Origin of the sequence: Agromyces sp. NPDC058104, assembly GCF_042884835.1 — a bacterium.
In the GTDB taxonomy this organism is placed as follows: domain Bacteria; phylum Actinomycetota; class Actinomycetes; order Actinomycetales; family Microbacteriaceae; genus Agromyces.
Window position 1 is genome coordinate 330,171 of sequence record NZ_JBHVTD010000003.1, and the last position, 17,633, is coordinate 347,803.

A 17,633-nucleotide genomic window follows, 5' to 3' on the forward strand; every position below is an offset into this window, starting at 1 on the left:
TGCTCGGCCGAGCCGGGCGAGCGGTCATGCAACGACGACGGCCCGCAGCGGAGGCCTCAGGCGGCGCGCCGCTCCGAGATGCCGCGCTCGATCGCCGCGATGATCTCGGGGTCGTCGGGCTCGGTCGTCGGCCGGAACCTCGACACCTCGCCGCCCGGCTGGATCACGAACTTCTCGAAGTTCCACTTCACCCGGCCGGCCTTGCCGCGGCCGTCCTCGACCTGGGTCAGCACCTCGTAGAGCGGGTGGCGGTTGCGGCCGTTGACCTTGACCTTCTCCATCAGCGGGAAGCTGACGCCGTAGGTCATGGAGCAGAACTCCTTGATGTCGGCGGCCCCGCCGGGCTCCTGGCCGGCGAACTGGTTGCACGGGAAGCCGAGCACCGTGAACCCCTGGTCGCCGTACTCGCGCTGCAGCTCCTCGAGCTTCGTGTACTGCGGCGTGAGCCCGCACTTCGATGCGACGTTCACGACCATCACCACCTCGTCGGCGTAGTCGGCGAGGGTGACGGCCTCGCCGTCGATGGTCGTCAGGGGGATGTCTCGGAGGTCCACCCTGAGAGCCTACGATGCCGAGCCGGGAATGTGGGCGGCCGCGGATACGATCGACGATCGATGATGGGCATGAATCACGCGATCAGCGGCGCCGCCGCCTGGGTCGCGGTCACCGGCGCCGCTCCCCTGCTCGCGACGGGGGCGTACCCCCTCGACCCGGTCGGCGTGGTCGCCGGCGCGACCGTGTGCGCCGGCGCGGCGCTCCTGCCCGACGCCGACCACCACAGCGCGACGATCTCCCGCTCGGTGCCGATCCTGGGCCCGCTGACGGCCCGCACCATCGGCGCGCTCTCGGGCGGGCACCGGCACGGCGCGCACTCCCCAGTCGCCGTCCTGCTCGTCGCGGCGGCCGCGTGGGCGCTGACGGCGCTGACCATGCCCGTCGAGCCGATCGGGGGCTTCGAGCCGGGCACCGTCGCGATCGGCGCGGGCGTCGGCACCGCGGCGCTCACCGCCTTCGCCGTGAAGGCGCGCGACCTCGTCGACACCTGGCTCGTCGCCTGGCTCGCGGGTCTCGCGCTCGGCCTCTTCATCGTGCTCTTCGCCCCCGAGCAGGTCGCGTGGTTCCCGCTCGCCGTGACGATCGGCTTCGTCGCCCACCTCGCCGGCGACGCGCTCACCACCGGCGGCCTCCCGGGGCTCCTGTGGCCTTGGGTGCCACGACCACCCGAGATCGTCGGCGACATCCCCGTGCTGAAGAGCCTGTGGCTGCCGAACGGGTACCTCGCGCTGCCGCTCCTCGGCGACACCGGTTCGTGGCGCGAGAAGGCCTTCGGGGGCCTGCTGACGCTGTACTGCACCCTCGCGCTCGGGTACGAGGTGCTGCGGCTCGTCGGCCTCGACCGGTTGCTCGGATGACGGCGCGACTGCGGGCGCCGGTCCGTCATCGCGCTCGCGCGGACGGCGCGAAGAACTCGGCGAGGGCGTCGGCCACCTCGGCCGGCGCCTCCTCGGCCATGTGGTGGCCCGAGTGGATGCGCCGGCCGCGCACGTCGTCGGCCCATCTCCGCCAGATCTGCCGCAGATCGCCGTGGAGTTCCTCGAGGTCGTCCTCGGCCGACCACAGTGCGAGGAGCGGCATCCGGAGGCGTCGGCCCGCGGCCCGATCGGCCAGCTCGTGCCGCTGGTCGATCGTCAGCCCGGCACGGTAGTCCTCGAGCATCGCGCGCACCGTCTCGGGGTCGCGCACGGCCGCCATCAGCTCGGCGTGGTTCGCCTCCCCCATGGTCGCCGCGTCCGCCTTTGGGGCATACCAGGCCTCGGGATCGGCCGTGATCACACGTTCGGGGATCCCGGGCTGCGCGAAGAAGAACCAGTGCCACCAGGCGGTCGCGAATCGCGCGTCGACCCGCGCGAGGTGCTCGCTGAGCGGGATGGAGTCCAGCACCGCCAGACGCACGACGAGCTCGGGATGGTCGAGCGCGAGCCGCATGGCGACGTAGCTGCCGCGGTCGTGCCCGGCGAGGAGGATCCGCTCGTGCCCCAGGCGGCGGGCGACCTCGCGGACATCCGATGCGACGGCCCGCTTCGAGTGCGGCGCATGGTCGTCGTCGGGCGCCGGCCCGCGCGATCGGCCGTACCCGCGGAGGTCGGGGCACACGACGCCGAACCCCGCGGTGAGCAGTCGCGGAGCGACGCGATGCCACGTCGCCGACGTCCGCGGATGTCCGTGCAGGAGGTACACCGGCGGACCCTCGCCGGCATGCCGCACGAAGATCTCCGCCGCACCGGTCTCAACGACCGTGCTCCGGAACGACTCGAACATCGTCAGGGCGTGGGCTTTCCGCCTGTGACGCCGAGCGTCTCGCCGATGACGTAGCTCGACTCCGCCGAGGCGAGGAACACGAACGCGGGGGCGAGCTCGGCGGGCTGGCCCATCCGGCCGAGCGGCGTGTTCTCGCCGAACTCGTCGAGCTTCTCGGGCGGCTGGCCGTCGGTCACCTGCAGGACGGTCCAGACGGGGCCGGGCGCCACCGCGTTCACCCGGATGCCCCTCGGCGCGAGCTGCTGGGCGACCGCCTTCGTGAACGCGTTGATGGTCGCCTTCGTCGAGGCGTAGTCGACGAGGATCGGCGAGGGCTCGTACGCCTGGATCGACGTCGTGTTGATGATCGTCGAGCCCGGCGGAAGCAACGGCACTGCGGCCTTCGTGATCCAGAACATCGCGTAGACGTTGGTCTTGAAGGTGTCGTCGAACTGCTCGTCGTCGAGCGCGATGATGTCCTCGACGTAGACCTGCTTGCCCCCGTTGTTCACGACGAGGTCGAGTCCGCCGAGCGACTCCGCCGCGCGTGCGACGAGGTCGCGGCAGTATGCGGCGTCGCGGAGGTCGCCCGGAATCGTGAACACCTGCACGCCCGCATCCCGGGCGATCGACGCGACGCGCTGCGCGTCGGCCTCCTCCTCGGGCAGGTAGGCCATGACGACGTCGGCGCCCTCGCGCGCGAAGGCGATCACGGTCGCCGCGCCGATGCCCGAGTCGGCGCCCGTCACGAGCGCCTTGCGGCCCTGCAGGCGGCCGGTTCCCCGGTACGTCTCCTCACCGAGGTCGGGTCTGGGATCGAGTTCCGCCTCGAGCCCCGGCTCTGGCTGGTGCTGCCGCTTCGGGTCGTAGCCGGCGTAGAGCTTCGACGGGTCGCTGAACGTGTACTGGTCTCGACGGTGATCGCTCATACCGGAAAGCTACGTTCGGCGCTGCCTCACCGGCAGGGCCTTGCGCGTTCGCGACGTTGCCGTTACCGGGGCACGGACGAGCCGCCGTCGGCCCGGTCGGCCCGTTCCCCGTCCCGGTCGACGTCGTCGCCCGGGCCGCGATTCCCCTCGCCGTCGGAGCCGCCGTCGGCGTCGCCGGCATGCTCGAGGCGGATGCGGCGACCGAGCTCCACGTCCTCGCGCTCCCGGTCCTCGGCCTTGTCCGCCTTCCGGGTGTCCTTCGGCGGCAGTTGGATGTCGGCTTCCGCCTCGATGCCCGCCTGCAGCTGCCGCCCGCGCTCGAGCTCCGCATCGAACTCGGCTCCGAACAGCAGTGCGCAGTTCGCCAGCCAGAGCCACAGCAGGAAGACGATGACGCCGGCGAAAGAGCCGTAGGTTCGGTCGTAGCTCGAGAAGTTCGCCACGTACAGCCCGAACCCTGCCGAGACGACGACGAGCGCCACGATCGCGATGACGGCGCCGAGGCTGATCCAGCGGAACTTCGGCTGTCGCACGTTGGGCGTCGCGTAGTAGAGCACGGCGATGATCAGCACGACCGCGGCGGCGAGCACGGGCCACTTCGCGATCGACCACACGAGACGCACGGACTCACCGATGCCGAGCGTCGCGCCGACGGCATCCGTGATCGGCCCCGAGATGACGAGGATCACCGCGATGAGCACGATGAGCACGAGCGCGATGATCGTCACCATGAGCTGCATGGGGCGGAGCTTCCAGAACGGGCGTCCCTCCCGGACCTCGTAGATGCGGTTCATCGCGCGGCTGAACGCGCCGACGTAGCCCGAGGCCGACCAGATCGCGATCACGAGCCCCGTGACGAACGCCCAGCCGGCCGCCGGCGAGGCGCTGAACTGCTCGAGGGGCTCGCGCACCGTGTCGAGCACGTCCTGCGGCGCGATCGGCTCCAGCACGCGGAACACGGCGTCGATGGCGCGATCGCCCTGCCCCGCGATCGCGAGCAGCGAGGCCAGCGCGAGCAGGCCCGGGAAGAGCGCGAGCACGCCGTAGTACGTCAGCGACCCGGCGCGGTCGGGGCACTCGTCCGCCACGAACTCGCGCATCGTCTTCCGGACGACGTAGCTCCACGATCGTTTCGTCAGCTCGGCGGGTGTGTCGGGCTTGCGGTCATCATCGGGGGCGACGCCGGCGCTGCGGCCCTCGCGCCGCTCGTGGTCGGTCATGGCGACTCCGTTCGCTGGAGCACCATTGTCGCCGACGTCGACGGCGTTCGTGAGGGCCTTGGAATCGCCCCCTCGCAGGAGGTACCCTTCCGGCCCTTCGGTCGGTCGTGATGGGGAGTGATCGCGAAACGCCCGCTCGGCTCCGCGGCCTCAGTCTCGGCGCAGCGGGTCGGGATCGTCGCTTCGGTTCCAGGCGATCTCGATGAGGCGCCGGAGCACGTCGAGGTCGAGATCGTCGAGCTTCTTGGCGTAGATGCAGCCCGCACCCTCGGTGAACCTGCCCAGCTCGGGCAGCAGCGCAGCGCTCTCGGGCAGGTCCTTGAGCCCGTAGAAGGTCAACTGCGCCTTGCGTGGCGAGAACCCCGCCTTCGGCCAGTCCCCGCGCGTGCGCGGGTTCGCCGGCGAGATGTACCGGTAGCTGCCGTAGCCGACCATCGACGGCCCCCACATCACCGGCTCGGTGCCGGTGACCTCGCGGAAGAGCTCGGCGATCCGCCGGCCCTCCTCGACCCGGCGACCGGGCGTCGCCGCAGCGAGGAACTCGTCCACGTCCGCATCCGTCGGAACGGTCTTCTGGGTGCTCATGATCTCAACCTAGACCTCGACGTGCGCGGTGCGCATCGTCTTCATCGACGTGATCGCTCGCTGCGCATCACCGCGCGACACGTCACCGTGACCCGTACGGGTCGATGAAGGACGGCGGGTGAGCACCGAGGCCTAGTGGATGGGCGGCGCGAGTTCTAGCATGTCGCTGGTTGATGCCGTCACATCAGGCGAGGGGGTGCGCGATGGACGACACGATGGATCGCGACGGCGAGAACGCCGATGAGCAGGTGGTCGCGGAATTCGCGGGGTGGGTGTTCGACAGGTTCCTCGGCGCGATGGAGACGCTCTCCATCCATATCGGTTCCCGCCTCGGGCTCTACGCGGCGCTCCGGGATGCGCCGGCCACGCCGGCTGAGCTCGCCGCGCGGACCGGCATCGATCGGCGGTACGCGCGCGAGTGGCTCGAGCAGCAGGCGACTGCGGGCATCCTCGATGTCGATCGCGACGACGGCAACGAGCGGTTCCGTTTGCCGGCCGCGCAGGCGGAGGTGCTCACCGATCGCGCATCTCTCGGGTACTCCGCGCCGCTGGCGGACATGTTCGCCGCGGTCGCGCTGCGTGTGCCCGATCTCACCGACGCCTACCGGACGGGTCAAGGCGTTCCGTGGGCGGCGTTCGGCGCTGCCGTACGCGATGGTCAGGGCGACATCAACCGCCCGTGGTTCGAGAATGCGCTTGCGAAGGCGCTCGCGTCCGTCCCGCGGGTGCACGAGGTGCTGTCGCGACCCGATGCGGGGATCGCCGATGTCGCGTGCGGGCACGGGTGGTCGACGATCGGTCTTGCTCGGGCGTACCCGGATGCGATCGTCGACGGGTTCGATATCGATGTCCCCGCCATCGAGGCGGCGCGGGAGCATGCCGCAGGGCTCGAGAATGTGACGTTCTCCGAACTCCGAGGAGAGCAGCTCGCCGACCAGGGCGACGACCGCTATGACGCCGCGTTCGTCTTCGAAGCACTGCACGACATGCCGGACCCCGTCGCCGTACTCGCTTCGATCGGGCGCGCGGTGCGATCCGACGGTGCCGTCGTCGTGATGGACGAAGCCGTCGCCGAGACCTTCTCGCCCCCCGGCGACGAAACCGAGCGGGCGATGTATGGATACAGTCTGCTGATCTGCCTGCCCGACTCGATGTCGACACCGGACTCCGTCGCGACCGGCACCGTCATGCGACCTGCGACGCTCGAACGCTACGCACGCGAAGCAGGCTTCTCCGCCGTCAGCATCCTGCCGATCGACGGGTTCGCCGCCTTCCGGTTCTACCTCCTCGAGCGGTGAAGCACAGGACCACCCGTCGGCGTCGACCTCATCACCGTCGGAACTCGGGCCGATCTCACAACAGCCGAAAGGGCCCGAACGCCTTCTGCAAACGAGAAAACCCCTGAGAATCTTGCGACCCTCAGGGGTTCTTGGTGGATCTGAGGGGACTCGAACCCCTGACCCCCTGCATGCCATGCAGGTGCGCTACCAGCTGCGCCACAGACCCGTTTCGTTGGTTTCTCGCTCTCGCGGCCCAACGATTCGAGCTTACACCAGCCCCTCGCCCGAAACGAAATCGAGCGAGCCTCAGCCGATGAGGGCCCTCCTGATCAGGGATTCGCCGCGAGGATCGGCTCGACCGGCAGCGCCGGGCAATCGTTCCAGAGGCGCTCGAGGCCGTAGTACATGCGCTCCTCCTGGTGGAAGACGTGCACGACGAGGTCGCCGAAGTCCAGCAGCACCCATCGGCCGCCCGCGTGCCCCTCGCGCCGACCGGCGCGGCCGAGCACCTCTTCGATGCCGTCGGCGATGGCGACGACGTTGCGCTCGGAGGTGCCGGTGACGAGCAGGAACACGTCGGCGAACGGGAGCGGCCGCGAGACATCCAGCGCGACCAGATCTTCGCCGCCCTTCGCGTCGGCCGCGCGAACGGCGCGTGCGAGGGAGTCGAGGGCCTGGGTGGATGCGGTCATACGCTCATTTCCGGTGTGCGAGTGGTGGTGCGGGGACCGGTCAGAACAGGCCGGTCATCGCTCCGATGACGAGGGTGCCGACGACGCCGAGTGCGAGCACGCCCGCGGTCACAGCGAGGACGAGGGGCACGTTCATGCCCTCCTTCTTCGGCGGAGAGATCATGGTGCGCGCGGCGCCCTGCGTGCTGATCGCACGGGTGGCCGCGACGGGGGCGACGCCGGTGCCGACGTCCTCGACCTGGTGTTCGAAGAGACGGTCGACGTCGGAGGAGTCGACCTGACTCGGGTGCACGCCGGTCGCGCCGTAGCTGCGGGGCAGGTCGATCGAGCCGGTCGCGAGCACCTCGCCCGACTGCGAGAGCTGATTGCCGAAGGCGCCCTGGTCGGGCAGCGACGGCAGGATCAGCGCGTTCGTCGTCGTCGGCACGCCGTGGCTCAGCGCTCCGCGCGAGAGCATCTGGTCGAACGGCTCGGCGCGCTGCTCGGTGTCGGGCACGTTGAGCTGCGACGTCCAGTGCCCGGGCGAGCCGGCGCTCACGCCGGGGAGGTTGGGCACGCTCGTGTCGAGCATCGGGTTCAGGGCCGGCTGCGGGGTCGCGAGCGATGCGGGCATCGGCTGCGGGGGCCGCTGCGCCTGCGGTTGCGCGCCCTGCACCGGCTGCACCGGCTGGGCTGCGGGCGCCGAGTTCGCGATCGGAGCCGCCGGCTCGTCGTCGAACTCGTCGTCGAAGTCGTCGAGCTGGGCGCCGTCGAGCATCGCCCGCAGCTCGCGCCGCGTCAGCGTGCGCTCGGGAGCGGACGGCACGGCGGCAGCGGGCTGGGGGGCCTGCGGCGCGACGGGATTCGGCTGGGGTACGGCCGGCTGAGGCGCCGCCGGCCGGGGCGCCGCGTCAGCCGGGTGCGGCGCCGAGGGACGCGGGGCGAACGGGTTCTGCGGGGCCTGCTGCGGGACCGCGGTCACCGGTGCGGCCTGCTCGTAGCCACCGGCGGGGCGCGGCGGAGCGAAGTTCTGGGGCGGCGCGTACGCCGACGGCGCGGCCGCCGGCTGCTGCGGCGCGACCGGCGCGGGCGTGGGCATCACGGGAGCGGCGACCGGCTGGGGGGCGACGGGCTGCGGAGCGACCGGCTGCGGCACGTACTGCTGCGGCGCGGCGGGAGCCTGCGCGGGCGGGGCCGAGTACGTCGGTGCCGCGGAGGGAGGAGCCTGTTCCGGGGTCGCTCCACCGGCCTGCTGTTCCCGCAGGCGCTCGAGCTCGCGCAACTCACGGCGCGTGAGCTGCGGTTCGTTGGACGACGTCATTCGACACTCCGGTAGAGATGGTGCTTGGAGATGTACTGGACGACCCCATCGGGGACCAAGTACCACACCGGGAAACCCCGGCGCACCCTGCTCCGACAATCGGTCGAGGAGATCGCAAGTGCCGGAACCTCAAGCAAGCTTACGTCTTGCTCGGGCAAACCAGTAACGCTCAGCACATGTCCCGGACGACTCACAGCAACGAAGTGCGCGAGCTCCCAGAGCTCGTCGACGTCCTTCCACGAGAGGATCTGCGCGATCGCGTCGGCACCCGTGATGAAGAAGAGGTCGGCATCGGGGCGATCGCGCCGGATGTCGCGCAGCGTGTCGATCGTGAAGGTCGCCTTCGGCCGATCGATGTCGACGCGACTCACCGTGAACCGCGGGTTCGACGCGGTCGCGATGACCGTCATGAGGTAGCGGTGCTCGGCCGGGGTGACGACCGTCTTGTAGCTCGGCTGCCCGGTCGGCACGAACACGACCTCATCGAGGTCGAGCGACTGCGCGACCTCGCTCGCGGCCACGAGGTGGCCGTGGTGAATGGGATCGAACGTGCCGCCCATGACCCCGATGCGGGGCCGGCGGCCCGGGCCGGTCACGGTGCGACCGCTCGCCTCAGTGGCCGTGCCCGTCTCCGGTGTGGCGGGCGGCGTAGGCCTCGGCCTTCGCACGGTGACGGTTGGCGACGTCGCGGTACGAGGCGGTCACGATGCCGAGCGCGGCGAAGATGATCAGCGCGATGAGCCCGTACATCCAGGCCTCCATCGGAAGCTCCCGTGCGTGCACCGTCTCGGTGAGCACCGTGCCGGTCAACGCTGCGGTGATGAGGCTCATTCGGCCGTTCCTTTCGAATCCTGCTGGTAACGCTCCCGACAGTCTAGCGAGAACGGCGGTCGGGCCGGGGTCAGGCGCGCACGTGGCCCGAGCCGCGCACGATCCACTTGGTGCTCGTGAGCTGCGGCAGTCCCATCGGCCCGCGCGCGTGCAGCTTCTGCGTCGAGATGCCGACCTCGGCGCCGAAGCCGAACTCCGAGCCGTCGGTGAAGCGCGTCGAGGCGTTCACCATGACAGCCGCGGCGTCGACCTCGTTGAGGAAGCGTTCGGCGTTGCCGAGGTCGTTCGTGACGATGGCCTCGGTGTGCTTGGTCGAGTACCGGCGGATGTGCCGGAGGGCGTCGTCGATCGAGTCGACGACGCCGACGGAGATGTCGAGGCTCATGTGCTCGGTCGCCCAGTCCTCCTCGGTGACCGGCACCGCCTCGGGGCGCAGGGCGCGCACCCGCTCGTCGGCGTGCACGGTCACGCCGGACGCCTCGAGCCGGTCGAGCACCGCGGGCAGCAGCCGCTCGGCCGCGGCGCGGTGCACGAGCAGCGTCTCGAGCGCGTTGCAGACGCTCGGCCGCTGCACCTTGGCGTTGTGCACGAGTTCGACCGCCCACTGCTCGGGGGCGCTCTCGTCGAGGAACATGTGCACGACGCCGGCCCCCGTCTCGATGACGGGCACGCGCGCCTCGTCGACGACCGCGCGGATGAGCCCTGCGCTCCCCCTCGGGATCAGCACGTCGACGAACTCCCGGGCCTGCATGAGGTGACGGGCGCCCGTGCGGCCGAAGTCGTCGACCGTCTGCACTGCGTCGCCGGGGAGACCGGCGAGCTCGAGGGCGTCGCGCAGCACCTCGACGAGGACGCGGTTGGTCTGCTCGGCGGCACTGCCGCCGCGGAGCACCACGGCATTGCCGCTCTTCAGCGCGAGCACCGCGATGTCGATCGTCACGTTCGGGCGCGCCTCGTAGATGGCGCCGACGACCCCGAGCGGCACCCGCACCTGGTCGATGCGCACGCCGCTCGGAAGGGAGCGACCGCTGACGGTCTCGCCGATCGGGTCGGTGAGGGCGATCACCTCGAGCACGGCGTCGGCGAGCGACTCGACCCGGCGCGCGTCGAGGGTCAGCCGGTCGAGCAGCCCGTCGGAGAGCCCGTTCGCGCGCCCGGCCTCGAGGTCGAGGGCGTTCGCCGCGACGACGTCGTCGGCACGCGCACGGAGGAGCGTCGAGACCTGCTCGAGCGCGGCGTCCTTCTCAGCGGTGGAGGCACGCGCGAGCAGGTGCGAGGCCGCCTTCGCGGCGGCGAAGCGCTCGTCGAGCACGGCGAGGTCGAGGTCGGGATGCTCCATGGCACCAGCCTAGGCGAGCGACCGACCGCCGAGCGCAGTGTGACGGCGCGGGCAGCCGGCTCAGGCGGCGTCGGGTGCCGGGTCGAACCAGGTGCCGATCTCGGCGCCGGCGAGGGCGTCGGCGACGAGCGGCGTCGCGGTGATGAGCACCGCGGCCCCCGCATCGGCGGCGATCCGCGCGGCGGAGACCTTCGTCTCCGCTCCCCCGGTGCCGACGCCGGCACGGCCGACCGAACCGATCTCGACGCCCGCCAGCTCGTCGCCGTACGGCACGTGCGCGATGCGCTCGGCGCCCCCGAGGTGGGGCGGCTTCGTGTAGAGCGCGTCGACGTCGGAGAGGAGGACGAGCAGCTCGGCGCCGATGAGCTCGGCGACGAGCGCGGCGAGCCGGTCGTTGTCGCCGAAGCGGATCTCGTGGGTCGCGACGGTGTCGTTCTCGTTCACGATCGGCAGGATGCGCAGCGCGAGCAGGCGGTCCATCGCCCGCTGCGCGTTGAGTCGCGGCGTCTCGTTCTCGAGGTCGCTCGCCGTGAGCAGCACCTGCCCGGCGATGATGTCGAACCGGTCGAGCGCGTCCTGGTAGCGCACGACGAGCAGGTTCTGCCCGACCGACGCGGCGGCCTGCTGCGTGGCGAGGTCGGTGGGGCGCGAGTCGAGGCGCAGGTACGGCATGCCGGTCGCGATGGCTCCGGACGACACGAGCACGACCTCGGTGCCGCGGGCGTGGGCGGCGGCCAGCGCATCGACGAGCGGGGCGATCTGGCCCGCGTTCTCACCGCTGATCGACGAGGAGCCGACCTTCACGACGATGCGCCGCGCCGACGCCACGTCGGCGCGCGACCGGACGGTCACCGTTCGCCCTCGTCCGAGCCCGCCTCCGAGCCGGGCTCGACCGCGTCGCCGTCGCCGTCGGCCCAGAGGCCTGCCTCGCGCTCTCGCTCGAGCTCGGCGCGGGCTTCGGCCTTCGCGTCCATGCGCTCGTGGTAGCCGCTCCGGCGCTCGGCGCGGGTCGCACGGCGATTGTCGTCGAGGCGGGCGTCGGTGCCGCGCGGCGCGGTGATGAGCTCGGCCGTGGAGGTGAGCGTCGGCTCCCAGTCGAAGACGACGCCCTGGCCCTTGCCGATGACCACGGTCGAGCCGGCGACGGCGCCGGCGCGGACGAGCTCATCCTCGACGCCGAGCTTCGCCAGGCGGTCTGCGAGGAAGCCGACGGCCTCGTCGTTGGTGAAGTCGGTCTGCTGCACCCAGCGCTCGGGCTTGCGACCGAGCACCCGGTAGATCGTGCCGTAGCTGCCGCCCTCGGCCCGCACGACGAACTCGACCTCGTCGACGGCCTTCGGCCTGATGACGATGCGCTCGGGCGCGGGCTCCGCGGCGGCCGCGGTGCGTGCCTGGTCGACGAGCTCGCCGAGGGCGAAGCCGAGCTGACGCAGGCCCTCGTGGCTCACCGTCGAGATCTCGAACACGCGGTAGCCGCGGGCCTCGAGGTCGGGCCGCACGAACTCGGCGAGCTCGCGGGCCTCGGGCACGTCGACCTTGTTGAGGGCGACGATCTGCGGGCGCTCGAGCAGCGGCACCTGGCCCTCGGGCACCGGGTAGGCCCCGAGCTCGCCGAGGATGACGTCGAGGTCGCTGATCGGATCGCGACCGGGTTCGAGGGTCGCGCAGTCGATGACGTGCAGCAGCGCCGAGCAGCGCTCGACGTGGCGGAGGAACTCGAGTCCGAGGCCTTTGCCCTCGCTCGCGCCCTCGATGAGCCCGGGCACGTCGGCGACCGTGTAGCGGTGGTCGCCGGCCTGCACCACGCCGAGGTTCGGGTGGAGGGTCGTGAACGGGTAGTCGGCGATCTTCGGCCGGGCGGCCGAGAGCGCGGCGATGAGGCTCGACTTGCCGGCGCTCGGGTAGCCCACGAGCGCGACGTCGGCGATGGTCTTCAGCTCGAGCCGCACGGTGCGCTCGTCGCCGTCGGTGCCGAGGAGCGCGAAGCCGGGCGCCTTGCGCTTCGTCGTCGCGAGCGCCGCGTTGCCGAGGCCGCCGAGGCCGCCGGAGGCCGCGACGTAGCGCAGGCCCGGCTCGGCGAGGTCGGCGAGCTCGGTGCCGTCCTCGTCCTTCACGACGGTGCCGACCGGCACCGGGAGCTCGAGTGACTCGCCGAGGGCGCCGGAGCGGTTGTCGCCCTGGCCGGGCTGCCCGTTCGCGGAGGAGCGGTGGGGCCGGCCGTGGTACGCCAGGAGGGTGGTGACCTGCGGGTCGGCGACGAGCACGATGTCGCCGCCGTGGCCGCCGTTGCCGCCGTCGGGGCCCGCGAGGGGCTTGAACTTCTCACGGCGCACCGAGACGCAGCCGTTGCCGCCGTGCCCGGCGCGCAGGAACAGCGTCACCTCGTCGACGAAGCTGACCATTCCGTACCCCTTCCCAGCGATGAAACACGTGAGGGCGAGCCGAAGCCCGCCCTCACGAATGACCGTCGGTCGACTATTCGCCGGCCGCCACGATGTTGACGACCTTGCGGCCGCCCTTGTTGCCGAACTGCACCGCGCCGGCCTCGAGCGCGAAGAGGGTGTCGTCGCCACCGCGACCGACGCCCGCGCCCGGGTGGAAGTGGGTGCCGCGCTGGCGGACGAGGATCTCGCCGGCGCTGACGACCTGGCCGCCGAAGCGCTTCACGCCGAGGCGCTGCGCGTTCGAGTCACGACCGTTGCGAGTGGAGCTCGCTCCCTTTTTGTGTGCCATGTCTGATTCTCCTTCGAGGCGCCGCGGGCTACTTGATGCCGGTGATCTTGACGCGCGTGAGCTCCTGACGGTGGCCCTGGCGCTTCTTGTAGCCGGTCTTGTTCTTGAACTTCTGGATCACGATCTTCGGGCCGCGGAGGTCGCCCAGAACCTCGGCCGTGACCGTGACCTTCGCGAGCGACTTGGCGTCGGAGGTGATCTTCTCACCGTCGACGAGGAGCACCGGGATGAGCTGGACGTTGCCGTCCTTGTCAGCCTGGATCCGGTCCATCGTCACGATGGTGCCGACTTCGACCTTCTCCTGCCGACCGCCGGCGCGCACTACTGCGTAAACCACTACTCGTACCTATCTCTGGGGAACCCGGGGGGTTCCGACTGTCTGAAGGGATTGTCACTGCGCGGTCGCCCCAGCGGGAAGAAGGGTGGTGACTGCCAGAAAACGATGTGCAGAGCGAACTGCAAAGCGGCGCCCACTGGGATAAGCAGCGGCACCAACGGACGAGTTTACCGGATGAGTGGAAGGCGGTCAAACGAGCGCGCCCGGCGCGTCGCCGCGCTCCCCCGCGTACGATCCCGGTATGACCGCACGCATCGACACACGACGACGGCACGGCCGTTGAGCCGGGAGCGGAGACGCACGTGATCCTCATCGACACGCCGCTCTGGCCGAAGCACGGCACCGTGTGGGCCCACCTCGTGAGCGACTCCTCGATCGATGAGCTGCACGCCTTCGCGCGCCGCGCCGAGCTTCCGCCGCGATCGTTCGACCTCGACCACTACGACGTGCCGGTGGAGCGCTACGACGAGCTGGTCGCCGCCGGCGCGCTCCCGGTCGAACCGCGCGAGCTCGTCGTGCGGCTCGCGAGGAGCGGCCTGCGGGTCACGCCGCGCGAGCGGCGCGCCCGCAGGCGCGACGGCTCACTCTGAGTGGTCGGATGCCTCGGCGCCGGCGCTGTCGTCGGCACGGGTGATGACGGGCGGGGCTCCGCCGGTGCTGAGCGCCGCCGTCGAGACGCGACGGCTGCGGGCGCGACCCTCCCCGGCCTTCTTCGGGGCGGGCAGCGCGTCGAGCACGGAGTCGAGGAGCACCTCGGCCTCGGCGGCGTGCACCGGGCGCTTGCGCTCGACGGCCGGCGCGGGCAGCTCGAGGATCGGCGCCGGCTCGGCCACGGGCGCGGCCGCCTGGGCAGCGACCTCGGTGCCTGCCGCGGCCTCGGCCGCACCGGCGCGCTCGTCGCGGGCGGTGCTCGCCTCGGGGGTGCCCTGCTCCTGCGAGACCCGGCGGTGGCGACCGCGGCGGCGACCGCCGGTCGGTGCGTCGGCCGCGGGGGCATCGTCCGTGCGCGCGGTGTCTGCGGGCACGACGACCGGCGTCTCGCCCGTCTTCGGCTCGGCGTGCGGGATCGTCGACGCCGCGATCTGCGCGAGGGCGTTCTTCACGTCGTCGGTGATCGCGTGGGTTCCGGTGTGCGGCGCGCTCGACGAGGCGGGCTGGGCGTTCTGCTGCTGTCCGCCGCCGTTCGAGTTGCCTCCGCCGCGGTTGCGACGGCGCTCGGGCTGCTGCTGCGGCGCCCGGTGCTTCAGCACGGGCTCGTGGTGCACGATGATGCCGCGGCCGGCGCACACCTCGCAGGGCTCGCTGAACGACTCGAGGAGCCCGAGGCCGAGCTTCTTGCGGGTCATCTGCACGAGGCCGAGCGAGGTGACCTCGGCGACCTGGTGCTTCGTGCGGTCGCGCGACAGGCACTCGACGAGTCGGCGCAGCACGAGGTCGCGGTTCGACTCGAGCACCATGTCGATGAAGTCGACGACGATGATGCCGCCGATGTCGCGCAGGCGCAGCTGACGCACGATCTCTTCGGCCGCCTCGAGGTTGTTCTTCGTGACGGTCTCTTCGAGGTTGCCGCCCGAGCCGACGAACTTGCCGGTGTTGACGTCGACGACCGTCATCGCCTCGGTGCGGTCGATGACGAGCGAGCCGCCCGAGGGCAGCCACACCTTGCGGTCGAGCGCCTTCTCGATCTGCTCCGAGATGCGGAACTCGTCGAAGGAGTCGCGCTCACCCGCGTACGCCTCGACGCGCTCGAGCAGGTCGGGTGCGACGGCGCGGAGGTAGCGCTCGATGGTCTGGCGCGCCTCGTCGCCCTCGATGACCATCTTCTGGAAGTCCTCGTTGAAGACGTCGCGGACGATCTTGATGAGCAGGTCGGGCTCGGAGTGCAGGAGGGCCGGCGCCTGGACCTTCTCGAGCGTCTTCGAGATGTCGGCCCACTGCGCGATGAGGCGGTTGACGTCGAGGGTGAGCTGCTCCTCGGTCGCGCCCTCGGCGGCGGTGCGCACGATGACGCCCTGGTTCTCGGGCAGCACCTCTTTCAGGATCTTCTTGAGGCGCGCGCGCTCGGTGTCGGGCAGCTTGCGGCTGATGCCGTTCATCGAGCCGTTCGGCACGTACACGAGGTAGCGGCCGGGCAGCGAGATCTGGCTGGTCAGGCGGGCGCCCTTGTGCCCCACCGGGTCCTTCGTGACCTGCACGAGCACGCGGTCGCCGGGCTTCAGCGCGAGCTCGATGCGGCGGGGCTGGTTCTTCTCGCCGTTCTCGGCGGCGGCGTCCCAGTCGACCTCGCCCGAGTACAGCACGGCGTTCCGGCCGCGACCGATGTCGACGAAGGCCGCCTCCATCGACGGCAGCACGTTCTGCACGCGGCCGAGGTAGACGTTGCCGATCAGCGAGGCGTCCTGGTTGCGCGCCACGTAGTGCTCGACGAGCACGCCGTCCTCGAGGACGCCGATCTGGATCCGGCCGCCCTTCTCGCGGACGACCATCGAGCGGTCGACCGACTCGCGGCGTGCGAGGAACTCGGCCTCGGTGATGACGGCACGACGCCGGCCGGCGTCGCGACCGTCGCGACGGCGCTGCTTCTTCGCCTCGAGGCGGGTCGAGCCCTTGACCTTCTGCGGCTCGGTGATGAGCTCGACCTCGCGGGGCTTGCGCACCTTCACGACGTTGTTGGCGGGCTCGTCGCCGGACGGGCGACCCTCTTCGCCGGAGCGCCGTCGCGTGCGGCGGCGCACGCTCGACGTCTCGTCGGCCGGCCGCTCGTCGCGCTCGGCGCGGTCGTCGCGCTCGGGCACCGCGAACACGGGCGGCGCGTGGAAGATCAGGGAGGTCGTCGTGAGCGCGGTCGGGATCGGCGAGATCGCCGGCTCGGCCGGAGCCTCGGCCTCGACCTTGGCCTCGGCCTCGGCCTGCTCGGCGTCGACCTCGGCGGTCTCGGTCGCGTCGGCCGGCGGCGTCGTCTCGTCGACGGATGCCTCGGGCCGCGCAGCGGGCGCCGCGCCGCCCGGTTCGGGCTCGGCCACGGGCTGAGCGCCCGCTGCCTCGTCGGCGGGCGTCACCGCGTCGGGAACGGGCTGCGCCGCCTTGCCGCGGCCCCTGCGGGAGCCGAACAGGCCGCCGCGTCGCTTCGCGCCCCTCGAATCGGGTTCGTTCGTGTTCTTCTCGTTGCCTTCCACCATCTCTGGTGCACTCCTACGCCGGTCCCGACGGCCGCGCCGTCGTTCCGTTACTCATCTGGAGCGGTTCCACCGTGTGCGGAACCGCCGAACCTTCACTGCTGCGATCGGCGGGTGCCTGGATCGCCACGTCTTGCGGGTGTCTCCCGCCCACTCGGATGCGGTGCATCCTCAAAGCCTTCGTTGGCGCCGCGCCGGGCGCGGCCCGGGCGACTCCCTCGATTATCGCATGGTCTCACAGCGCAGTGGGGAACCGGCGTGCCATAATCCGAGCATGCCCGACTCCCCTCGCGGATCCCGACCAGTCGCGTCGGCGATCTTCCTCATCATCGCGGGGGCGCTCGGCCTCCTCGCCGCGTTCGAGCTCTCGCTCGAGAAGGTCCTCACCCTGATGGACCCGACGCACGTGCCGAACTGCAACGTGGGCGTGCTCGTCGGCTGCAGCACGAACCTCGCCTCGTGGCAGGGCTCGGTGTTCGGCTTCCCGAACCCGTTCGTCGGACTCATGGCGTGGCCGGTCGTGATCACGATCGGCGTGGCGATCCTCGCGGGTGCGACCTTCTCGCGCTGGTTCTGGATCGGCTTCAACGTCGGCGTGGCGGGCGCGCTGGTCTTCGTCGGCTGGCTGATCTACCAGAGCATCTACGTGCTCGACGTGCTCTGCCCCTGGTGCATGCTGACGTGGGCGGTCACGATCCCGACCTTCTGGGTGGTGACGCTCCACAACCTGCGCTCCGGAAGCATTCCCGCCTCGGCACGCGTCCGCCGGCTCGCGGCGGGCTGGTTCGCGTGGATCCCGCTCATCACGCTCGTCTGCTACGGCGTCGTCATCCTGCTCGCGCAGCTGCAGATGAACGCCATCCCCCGCGTCATGCTCGACCTGCAGGGCCTCTTCGGCTGAGCCCGGATCGCG

At 71.1% G+C, this 17,633-nt stretch carries 19 protein-coding genes and 1 tRNA gene; 4 read left to right on the plus strand and 16 right to left on the minus strand.

The genetic code is table 11. From position 1 onward, the window contains the following. Positions 1 to 56: 56 nt before the first annotated feature. The gene (locus ACFVTH_RS15425; RefSeq protein ID WP_387092701.1) at positions 57 to 554 is read right to left on the minus strand and encodes a glutathione peroxidase; all 498 of its coding nucleotides are present in this window, start codon (positions 552 to 554) and stop codon (positions 57 to 59) included. 69 nt (positions 555 to 623) lie between these two features. Between ACFVTH_RS15425 and ACFVTH_RS15430 the strand changes: the two genes are divergently transcribed. Continuing rightward, positions 624 to 1,412 (plus strand): metal-dependent hydrolase, encoded by a 789-nt coding sequence (locus ACFVTH_RS15430; protein WP_387092704.1) that lies wholly within the window; start codon positions 624 to 626, stop codon positions 1,410 to 1,412. Between the two features lie 25 nt (positions 1,413 to 1,437). Here ACFVTH_RS15430 and ACFVTH_RS15435 read toward each other — a convergent pair whose 3' ends face one another. From ACFVTH_RS15435 to ACFVTH_RS15450, 4 genes are all read right to left on the minus strand, one after another. Beyond that, the gene (locus ACFVTH_RS15435) at positions 1,438 to 2,319 is read right to left on the minus strand and encodes an alpha/beta fold hydrolase (protein ID WP_387092707.1); all 882 of its coding nucleotides are present in this window, start codon (positions 2,317 to 2,319) and stop codon (positions 1,438 to 1,440) included. 2 nt (positions 2,320 to 2,321) lie between these two features. Continuing rightward, positions 2,322 to 3,227 (minus strand): SDR family oxidoreductase, encoded by a 906-nt coding sequence (locus tag ACFVTH_RS15440; RefSeq protein ID WP_387092710.1) that lies wholly within the window; start codon positions 3,225 to 3,227, stop codon positions 2,322 to 2,324. Positions 3,228 to 3,289: 62 nt separating this feature from the next. Continuing rightward, positions 3,290 to 4,447 carry a YihY/virulence factor BrkB family protein gene (locus ACFVTH_RS15445; protein WP_387092713.1) on the minus strand — a complete coding sequence of 386 codons (1,158 nt, stop codon included), beginning with the start codon at positions 4,445 to 4,447 and terminating at the stop codon, positions 3,290 to 3,292. A 150-nt stretch (positions 4,448 to 4,597) separates the two neighbouring features. Continuing rightward, positions 4,598 to 5,032 (minus strand): DUF1801 domain-containing protein, encoded by a 435-nt coding sequence (locus tag ACFVTH_RS15450; RefSeq protein WP_387092716.1) that lies wholly within the window; start codon positions 5,030 to 5,032, stop codon positions 4,598 to 4,600. Between the two features lie 203 nt (positions 5,033 to 5,235). Between ACFVTH_RS15450 and ACFVTH_RS15455 the strand changes: the two genes are divergently transcribed. Continuing rightward, entirely contained in the window at positions 5,236 to 6,330 is a 1,095-nt protein-coding gene (locus ACFVTH_RS15455; protein ID WP_387092719.1) for a class I SAM-dependent methyltransferase, read from the plus strand. Positions 6,331 to 6,462: 132 nt separating this feature from the next. Here the strand turns inward: ACFVTH_RS15455 and ACFVTH_RS15460 are convergent. The 10 genes from ACFVTH_RS15460 to rplU all read right to left on the minus strand — a co-directional run bounded on the left by ACFVTH_RS15460 (position 6,463) and on the right by rplU (position 13,544). After that, a tRNA-Ala gene (locus ACFVTH_RS15460) sits at positions 6,463 to 6,538 on the minus strand. Positions 6,539 to 6,641: 103 nt separating this feature from the next. Next, a complete protein-coding gene (gene rsfS / locus ACFVTH_RS15465; RefSeq protein WP_157424224.1) occupies positions 6,642 to 7,004 on the minus strand; it encodes a ribosome silencing factor in 363 nt (120 codons plus the stop codon). A gap of 40 nt (positions 7,005 to 7,044) precedes the next feature. Then, the gene (locus ACFVTH_RS15470; RefSeq protein ID WP_387092722.1) at positions 7,045 to 8,304 is read right to left on the minus strand and encodes a hypothetical protein; all 1,260 of its coding nucleotides are present in this window, start codon (positions 8,302 to 8,304) and stop codon (positions 7,045 to 7,047) included. Then, positions 8,301 to 8,900, minus strand: a complete 600-nt coding sequence (nadD, locus tag ACFVTH_RS15475; protein ID WP_387092725.1) for a nicotinate-nucleotide adenylyltransferase — start codon at positions 8,898 to 8,900, stop codon at positions 8,301 to 8,303. Before nadD ends, ACFVTH_RS15470 begins: the two co-directional genes overlap by 4 nt. 16 nt (positions 8,901 to 8,916) lie before the next feature. Continuing rightward, a complete protein-coding gene (locus tag ACFVTH_RS15480; protein ID WP_387092728.1) occupies positions 8,917 to 9,135 on the minus strand; it encodes a hypothetical protein in 219 nt (72 codons plus the stop codon). Between the two features lie 70 nt (positions 9,136 to 9,205). Further along, positions 9,206 to 10,474, minus strand: coding sequence for a glutamate-5-semialdehyde dehydrogenase (locus tag ACFVTH_RS15485; protein WP_387092731.1), 1,269 nt, complete (start codon positions 10,472 to 10,474; stop codon positions 9,206 to 9,208). Between the two features lie 60 nt (positions 10,475 to 10,534). Beyond that, positions 10,535 to 11,326, minus strand: a complete 792-nt coding sequence (gene proB / locus ACFVTH_RS15490; protein ID WP_387092734.1) for a glutamate 5-kinase — start codon at positions 11,324 to 11,326, stop codon at positions 10,535 to 10,537. Next, positions 11,323 to 12,876, minus strand: a complete 1,554-nt coding sequence (gene obgE, locus ACFVTH_RS15495; RefSeq protein WP_387092737.1) for a GTPase ObgE — start codon at positions 12,874 to 12,876, stop codon at positions 11,323 to 11,325. Before obgE ends, proB begins: the two co-directional genes overlap by 4 nt. A gap of 73 nt (positions 12,877 to 12,949) precedes the next feature. Continuing rightward, entirely contained in the window at positions 12,950 to 13,207 is a 258-nt protein-coding gene (gene rpmA / locus ACFVTH_RS15500) for a 50S ribosomal protein L27 (protein WP_130352862.1), read from the minus strand. A gap of 28 nt (positions 13,208 to 13,235) precedes the next feature. After that, positions 13,236 to 13,544, minus strand: coding sequence for a 50S ribosomal protein L21 (gene rplU / locus ACFVTH_RS15505; RefSeq protein WP_387092740.1), 309 nt, complete (start codon positions 13,542 to 13,544; stop codon positions 13,236 to 13,238). 302 nt (positions 13,545 to 13,846) lie between these two features. Here rplU and ACFVTH_RS15510 point away from each other — a divergent pair, with 302 nt between their 5' ends. Continuing rightward, entirely contained in the window at positions 13,847 to 14,134 is a 288-nt protein-coding gene (locus ACFVTH_RS15510; RefSeq protein WP_387092743.1) for a DUF4031 domain-containing protein, read from the plus strand. Here ACFVTH_RS15510 and ACFVTH_RS15515 read toward each other — a convergent pair. Beyond that, entirely contained in the window at positions 14,126 to 16,723 is a 2,598-nt protein-coding gene (locus tag ACFVTH_RS15515; RefSeq protein WP_387092745.1) for an Rne/Rng family ribonuclease, read from the minus strand. The genes ACFVTH_RS15510 and ACFVTH_RS15515 overlap by 9 nt on opposite strands. A gap of 271 nt (positions 16,724 to 16,994) precedes the next feature. Here ACFVTH_RS15515 and ACFVTH_RS15520 point away from each other — a divergent pair, with 271 nt between their 5' ends. Then, a complete protein-coding gene (locus ACFVTH_RS15520) occupies positions 16,995 to 17,621 on the plus strand; it encodes a vitamin K epoxide reductase family protein (protein ID WP_387092748.1) in 627 nt (208 codons plus the stop codon). The last annotated feature ends 12 nt before the right edge of the window (positions 17,622 to 17,633 follow it).